This is a genomic window from Hymenobacter jeollabukensis, assembly GCF_005771675.1.
Taxonomy (GTDB): Bacteria; Bacteroidota; Bacteroidia; order Cytophagales; family Hymenobacteraceae; genus Solirubrum; species Solirubrum jeollabukense.
The window spans coordinates 224580-231336 of the sequence record NZ_VAJM01000013.1; the positions used below are offsets into that span (position 1 = coordinate 224580).

The 6757-nt window shown below is 68.9% G+C and carries 7 protein-coding genes; 3 read left to right on the forward strand and 4 right to left on the reverse strand.

Annotation, left to right across the window (positions count from 1 at the left end; translation table 11 throughout):
* Window positions 1-26: 26 nt before the first annotated feature.
* Window positions 27-1463: a TolC family protein gene (locus FDY95_RS20985; protein ID WP_138080656.1), complete on the forward strand. Its 1437-nt coding sequence runs from the start codon at window positions 27-29 to the stop codon at window positions 1461-1463.
* 102 nt (window positions 1464-1565) lie between these two features.
* Here FDY95_RS20985 and FDY95_RS20990 read toward each other — a convergent pair whose 3' ends face one another.
* The 4 genes from FDY95_RS20990 to FDY95_RS21005 all read right to left on the reverse strand — a co-directional run bounded on the left by FDY95_RS20990 (window position 1566) and on the right by FDY95_RS21005 (window position 4389).
* Complete coding sequence (locus tag FDY95_RS20990; RefSeq protein WP_138080658.1) at window positions 1566-1775, reverse strand: hypothetical protein; 210 nt, start codon at window positions 1773-1775, stop codon at window positions 1566-1568.
* A 51-nt stretch (window positions 1776-1826) separates the two neighbouring features.
* Window positions 1827-2105: a hypothetical protein gene (locus tag FDY95_RS20995; RefSeq protein WP_138080660.1), complete on the reverse strand. Its 279-nt coding sequence runs from the start codon at window positions 2103-2105 to the stop codon at window positions 1827-1829.
* A 58-nt stretch (window positions 2106-2163) separates the two neighbouring features.
* Complete coding sequence (locus FDY95_RS21000) at window positions 2164-2490, reverse strand: hypothetical protein (RefSeq protein WP_138080662.1); 327 nt, start codon at window positions 2488-2490, stop codon at window positions 2164-2166.
* 264 nt (window positions 2491-2754) lie between these two features.
* On the reverse strand, window positions 2755-4389 hold the full coding sequence (locus FDY95_RS21005) for a T9SS type A sorting domain-containing protein (protein ID WP_138080665.1): 1635 nt from the start codon (window positions 4387-4389) through the stop codon (window positions 2755-2757).
* Between the two features lie 184 nt (window positions 4390-4573).
* Between FDY95_RS21005 and FDY95_RS21010 the strand changes: the two genes are divergently transcribed.
* Window positions 4574-4993 (forward strand): hypothetical protein, encoded by a 420-nt coding sequence (locus tag FDY95_RS21010; RefSeq protein WP_138080667.1) that lies wholly within the window; start codon window positions 4574-4576, stop codon window positions 4991-4993.
* 112 nt (window positions 4994-5105) lie between these two features.
* On the forward strand, window positions 5106-6419 hold the full coding sequence (locus FDY95_RS21015) for a hypothetical protein (RefSeq protein WP_138080669.1): 1314 nt from the start codon (window positions 5106-5108) through the stop codon (window positions 6417-6419).
* Window positions 6420-6757 lie beyond the last annotated feature (338 nt).

Here is a 6757-nt window from a genome sequence, read left to right on the forward strand (position 1 = left end):
GGGGGTCGGGGGGTGAGGCTTTCCATATGCTTTTCCCCTCGCCCATAGCCTCGTTCCGCTCTCTCCTGCCCACCGTGGCGCTGCTGCTGCCGCTGGCCGCGGCGGCCCAGCAGCCCGGCACGCCCCGAACGCCCAATCCCGGCGCCCAGCTCGACAAACCGCAAACGGTAGCCCCGGCCCCGGCCCTGTCGCTGGAAGAGGCGGTGCGCATCGGGCTGGAAAACAACTACGGCATCCGCATTGCCCAGCGCGACGAGCAGATTGCCAGCAACAACGTCACGCGCGGCAACGCCGGGCAGCTGCCCACCGTCAACGGCAACCTCACCCGCACCTTCACGCTGAACAACGTGCGGCAGGAGTCCTCGTCGCGCCCCGAACCGAGCGTGGCGTCGGGCGCCCGCTCCAACCTGTTTAACACCAACGTGGCGCTGACCTGGACGGTGTTCGACGGCCTGGGCATGTTCATTGCCTACGACCGACTGCGCGCCCTGGAAGCCCAGCAGAAGCAGGTGACGCGCAACACCGTGGAGCAGACCGTGGCCAGCATCACCGACGCGTACTACACGGTGGTGCGCGAGTCGGGCCGCATCCGCGCCTTCGAGGAGGCGCTTAAGGTTGGGCAGGCCCGCATCGATCTGACCCAGGCCCAGGTGGACGTGGGCGTGGCTGCCAAAGTAGAACTGCTCACCGCGCAGGTCGACTTCAACGCCGACCGGGCGCTGCTCATCCAACAGCAGGAGGCGCTGGCCACGGCCAAGGTCAACCTGAACAACCTGCTGGCCCGCGCCCCCGAAACCGACCTGGCCCCTTCCGACTCCATCGTGGTGCGCCAGGACCTGCGCAAGGACGAAGTGGTGGCCGGCATCCTACAGCGCAACCCGCAGCTGCAGCAGGCCCGCCTGGGCGTGGACGTGGCCGGCTACGACCGCCGCCTGGTAACGGCCAGCCGCTTTCCGCAGGTGGGCGTGCAGGGCGGCTACGGCCTGAACCGCAACGTGAACGGCGCGGCCTTCTTCGGCAACACGCTGGTGACCAACACCGGCCGTACCCTGGGTTTCAACTACGGCGTGGTGGCCTCGGTGCCCATCTTCGACGGCTTCAACCGCCGCCGCCTGGAACAAAACGCCCGCATTGCCATCGAGCAAAGCCAGCTGCAGCTGCAGCAGACGGAGCTGGACCTCACCTCGCAGGCGCAGCAGGCTTTTCTGCAGTACCAGAACCGCCTGCAAACCCTGGCCTTGGAAGAAGATAACATCCGCCTGGCCCGCCAGAACGTGGCTATTACACTGGAGCGCTACCGCCTCGGCCTGCTCACGCCGCTGGTGTTGCGCGAAGCCCAGCGCAACCAACTCGACGCCGAAAACCGCCTGCTCGACGCCCGTTTCCTGGCCAAACAGGCCGAAGTGGTGCTGCGTCAGCTCAGCGGCACCTTGGTACAGCAGGCCCCCGTCGAGGCGAAGTAAAACGGCAGAGGCCCCCAACAGCCGCGCCGCCCGCGCCGGATGTCCATATGGCATCCGGCGCGGGCGGCGCAGTTGGAGGCAGGTGGGCCGAGGCCCTGTGGGTTACCGGTCCAGCCGGTTAAGCAGGTGAATCACGTTTTCCAGCTGCTCGCGCATCAGCTTGTCGCGGATTTCGGCGGTGGCGTAAACTAGGTAAGCCTCGAAGCTCAGGCCGCGCTGCAGCCCAGGGCTGTTGGCCACGATGACTTGGTAGTCGCGAAAATGTTCTTCCAGTTTGGTCGAACGGGCCGTCAATTCGGGGGCAGTGCTCATGGGCTAATAACGGGAAGAGTCTTTGGCTGCAGGGGCTGGCAGGCCGTGGCCCTAGTTAAGCCAGGTCGAGCAGACCATGCGGAAGCGGTGGGGCGCGAAGGAATTGTAGTGCGGGGGCGGGGCCGTCAGGCCCAGCAGGTACACCAGCGTGATGCCGCGATGGGCATTCTGCACCACGCGCACGGGGTACACGCGGCCTTCTTCGGGCCAGTCGCCCTGGTGGTCGGGCGGGCGGCCGCTGGCGTCGAGGCAGCGGGCATAGTCGAGCACGGGGCTGACCAGCAGGGCGGCGGCCAGGGAGAGGTTGGTATCGGGCAGAAACGGCGACATGGGAATCGGGCTAAGCGTGGGAAAAAGCCCGCGGCGACTTTCACCGGGAGAGGAAGTCCTAGCGCGGCAAGGCCGCGGCGTAGTATTGGGCCAGGCGGCTGGCTATGTCACCGGGCAGCAGCTGCTGCTGCAACACGTATTGGTCGCCTTCGAGCAGGCTCAGGTGCACGGTAGCCGGGGCAGCGGCCGCCGGTGGAGTGCTGAATACCTCCACCTCGGCCAGTAGCGGCGTGCGCAGAAAGGCGTTGAAGCGCAGGGAGCGGGCGGCCGTCAAGTACTGCCGCAGGTACGTGGGCTGGTAAGTGCCCAGGCTGCGGAAAACCAGCTGGGCGCGCTCCAGCAGCCGTTCGGCATCTTCCGCCGGCCACGTTTCACGCGCCAGCATCTGCTGCAGATGGCTGCAGGCGTATTTATATGACCACTGACTGCCCATACCGCTTCCGTACTATGCCGCTTGCGCGGCGTTGTGTCCCACTCCCTCCGTCCGCAGCCCCGACGCGCTACCGCCGGCCTGTGTTCTTGACCATTGCCTGTACGTAGTTGCCCCCGCCGTGGCCGGTTTCTGCCCGGCCGGCGGGAAAAATAAATGCCCGCGCCCCACTGCCAACAGCAAGGCGCGGGCATTCTGCCCTGAAATCGGGGTACGCGCCTACTGCACCAGCAGCCGCCCGGCGTAGCGGCGGCCCTGCGCGTCGGTGGCGCGCACGGCGTAGAGTCCGGCCGGCAGCCCGCGCACCGACAGCGGCACCCCGGCCGCCACGGTGGCTTCGCGCGCCACGCGGCCCAGCGCGTCGATGAGCTGCACCCGGCTGCCGGCGGGCACCCCGCCGAGCTGCACGGCGGCGTGGGCGGGGTTGGGCGCCAGCGTGAGCGGGGCTACGGGGCGGGCCGGGGCGGCGGCCAGGGCGGTGTTCACGTCGAGGCGGGCCACGAAGGCGTCGGGGTTGCCGTCGGGCACGCCGCTGAAGGTGCTGGGGCCGAAAGTGTACTCGTCGCCGAAGTAGCCCACCACGCGCACGCTGCCGGCCGCGTCCACGGCCAGGGCGCTGGCGTAGTCGTGGTAGATGCCGCCGCCGCGCTGCAGCCACTGCAGCGTGCCCAGCGGCGAGTAGCAGCACACCAGCGCGTCGTCTTCGCCCAAGCTGGTCACCTGCCGCCCGCCCCAGTGGATGGTACCGCGGAAGTAGGCCGCCCCGTAGAGCCGGCCGCTGGCGTCGGTGGCCAGGCGCATCAGCGTGGCGGGCTCGGGCAGCACGTCGGCCCACTGGGCCTGGCCCTGCGCGTCGTACTGCACCACGAAGCTGGTGGTGGTATCGGGCACGCCGGTGATGCCGATGCTGCCGAAGGTGGTATTGGCCCGGAACGTGCCGCCGAGGTAGAGGTGGCCGGCCGCGTCGGTGGCGGCGGTATACAGCTCCTCCTGGCCCGCGTCGCCGGCGCGCAGGGCGCTCAGCCAGTTGCCCTGCAGGTCGTAGCGCACGGCGTACACGTCCTGGCGCTGGGCCGTCAGGCGCTGGGTTTCCGTGGTCAGCTGACCGGTGAAGGTGCCCGCCACGTACACGCCCGCCGCCGACACGCACACCGCGCCGGGCAACACGCTGCTGGCCGAGTCGAGCACGGCGGCCACGCGGGCCCACTGCGCCTGGCCCTGCGCGTCGTAGCAGGCCAGGTAGAGGCCGCGGCCGGGGTTGCCGCGGCGGTCGGGCGGCAGGGCCAGCGTGGTGCCGCCCAGCGTGATGGTGCCCGTGAAGCCGGCCGCCTCGTAAAGCCGGCCGGCGGCATCAAGGGTCAGGCTGCCGCCTCCGCCCCGGGCCCAGAGCACGGTGCCCTGTGGGTCTATCTTGGCCCGGAAGGCGTCGGTGCCCGGCAGTGGCGTGAGGGTGGCGGTGCCCAGGGTGACGGGCCCCGAGATGCGCCCGGTGATGTAGGCATTGCCCAGGGCGTCGACCTTAATCGTTGAGCCGATTTCGGAGCTGGGGCCGCCCAGGGCCTGGGCCCAGAGCAGGGCGCCGCCGGGGCCGTACTTCACCAGCAGCACGTCGGTGTTGCCGTGGCTGCTGAGCGTGGGGCCGTTTCCCAGCGTGATGGTGCCCCGAAAGTCGCCCACGGCGTAGGTATTGCCGGCCGCGTCCAGGGCCACATCGGAGAGGTAGGTATCGTCGCCGTCGGCGAGGGGGGCGGCCCACTGCCAGTTGGGCGCGGTGGTCTGGGCCGCGAGGGGCCGGGCGGTGAGCAGCAGGATGGCCAGCAGGGCGCCGACGTAGCGGGTAAAAAGATGAAGCATAGCGGAGGAATACGGCAGGAAGCAGGGCCGCCGGGTGGCCTCGCCCGGCGACGCCCGTCACCGGGGCGCCCGGCCGAATACGCCCCGGGGCAAATGCCGCAAAGCTACGCCCGCCGGCCGCGCTTCCCCAAACGCGGCGCGCCCCCGGGCCGCCTTTCGCGCCGGGCACCTAACTTGCCGCCCTATGCTTCCGCCCTCCTGCTCCATTCAGTACCGCCCCGATCTGCAGGTGCTCGTGGCCCGCTGGCCCGCCGATGCCCCGTTTGCCCAGCTGCAGGCCGATTTTGAGGCCCTGCTGCTCGCGTCGGTGGCGCACCGGGCCCACCGCTGGCTGCTCGACGTGCGCCGCCGCGAGGACCTGGCCCCGGAGCTGGCTGAGTGGACCACCCACGACTTCTTTCCGCGCGCCGCCGCCGCGCTGGGCGCCCCGCCGCTGCGCATTGCCACGCTGGCTTCGCCCGCCCGCATGGCCGTGTACGAGCAAAGCGAGTTTCAGCGCCGCACCCTGGCCTACGGGCAGGAAGCCACCCGCCCCTACCGCCTGCAGCTGTTCGGCGACGAGGGCGGGGCCATGCAGTGGCTGCGGCCTGGGTCGGAGAGCTAGGTTCCGCCTGAGGCAGCGGTGCCCTGCGCCCGCCCCGGGCGTTCCTGCTTGTACCGCTTGCACTTACGCCAGCATCAACAGTAGTTTTGGCAAGCCGCGCCCACCTCTATTATTGCTTATACAACACGCTTATTCTCTGGATGGCCTGCTGATCGGCCCGCTAGGGGCCCGGGCGCAGTCGGTGGGCATCGGCACCACCACGCCCGACGCCAAGGCCGCCCTCGACATCCAGGCCACCGGCAAGGGCCTGCTCATCCCGCGCCTCGACTCGGCCAGCCGCGCCGGCATCAGCACGCCGCCCGACGGGCTGATGGTCTTCCAGACCGACGGCCGCAAGGGCTTCTGGTACGCCGTGGGCGGGCAGTGGGTGTACATCCCGGATAAAACCAAATCGGGCGACAACCTGGGCAACCACACCGCCACCCAGAACCTGGCCCTCAACGACAACGAGCTGCGCCTGCGGTCCGGCTCCGACGTCGCCCACGGCCTGGGCTGGTACGGCAACGCCACCAGCGTCCGCAACTGGCTGGGCCAGGACATCGACGGGCCGGTGCTCTGCGGCTACACGGGCGGGGTGCTGGGTACCAACCTCGACGGCAACCGCCGCTCGGTGCTGTCGTGGAACTATACCGGGCGGGTGGGCATCGGCCTGCCCAGCCCCGCCCTCACCCTCGACGTGCTTGAAACCCTGGGCCTGCGCAACGCCTCCGCCTGGGACCACCTCTACTTCAGCCACGACGGCACCACGGCCGTCGTCAACGCGGGCGGGGCCGACACCGGCCTGGCCCTGCGCGTGGGCGTCGGCGGCAGCGGCAGCTACGGCCAGCAGTCGTATACCGAAGTCATGCGCCTGCGGCCCAGCGGCCGGGTGGGCATCGGCACCAACGACCCGCAGCAGGCCCTGGACGTGGTGGGCACCACCCGCGCCACCGACTTCAGCTACAACGCCGCCCGGACGCGCTACCTCACTCTGCCCGTTTCGGCCTTCATATCGGCCAACCCGCCGGGGTACGAGTCGGCCGTCACCCTCGGTAGTTCGACGGGGGCGGCGCTGTACACCCACCTGGAGGGCGGCACGGCGGGGCAGCCCGGCTACCTGCTGGCCCCCGTGAGCCTGCCGCAGGGCGCCACTATCACCAGCCTCAGCCTGATAGCCTATGACAACGACGGCACCAGCGTAGCCCCCCAGGCCCTGCTGACGGCCCACGAGCAACTGAGCGGCACCAGCATCAACGTCGTCTACGCCCAGCAGGTAGTCCTGAACGCGGAGGGAAACGGCTGGCAGACCGCTACCCAGAACATTGTCGCCCACAGCGTGCGTAACGATTTGTATCAGTACAACATGCGCGTCCGCCTCAGCCAGAACAGCGGCAGCACCCTGCTGATTGCGGTCCGCATCGGCTACACCGTCGCGCAGCCCGATTAAGCGCCGCCCAGGCGCGGCAGTAGGGCTTCGGCTACCGACCCTGGCACCAAAAAAGCCCGCTCTCATGGTCGAGAGCGGGCTTTTTTGGTGCCTATTAGGGTCTGTGGACAGTAACCAAAAAGGATGTTCTGTGCTCCCCAGCGCGTCATGCTGAGCCTGTCGAAGCATCTCTACCGCTTTCGTCTGGGCTCGTTCAACGAAGCGGTAGAGATGCTTCGACAGGCTCAGCATGACGTTCTTTTGGCTTACTGTCCACAGGCCCTAGATGTATAGTCCCAGCGTGAGGTGGTTCGGGTCGCGAGTGAAGATAGCCGGGTTTTTCTGGTGTTGGGCGCAGA

What these genes read in the sequence shown, in the direction of transcription:
- FDY95_RS20985 (WP_138080656.1), top strand. Translation starts at nt 27, where the DNA reads ATGCTTTTCCCCTCGCCCATAGCCTCGTTCCGCTCTCTCCTGCCCACC.
- FDY95_RS20990 (WP_138080658.1), bottom strand. Translation starts at nt 1,775, where the DNA reads ATGAGCACTGCCCCCGAATTGACGGCCCGTTCGACCAAACTGGAAGAA.
- FDY95_RS20995 (WP_138080660.1), bottom strand. Translation starts at nt 2,105, where the DNA reads ATGTCGCCGTTTCTGCCCGATACCAACCTCTCCCTGGCCGCCGCCCTG.
- FDY95_RS21000 (WP_138080662.1), bottom strand. Translation starts at nt 2,490, where the DNA reads ATGCTGGCGCGTGAAACGTGGCCGGCGGAAGATGCCGAACGGCTGCTG.
- FDY95_RS21005 (WP_138080665.1), bottom strand. Translation starts at nt 4,389, where the DNA reads ATGCTTCATCTTTTTACCCGCTACGTCGGCGCCCTGCTGGCCATCCTG.
- FDY95_RS21010 (WP_138080667.1), top strand. Translation starts at nt 4,574, where the DNA reads ATGCTTCCGCCCTCCTGCTCCATTCAGTACCGCCCCGATCTGCAGGTG.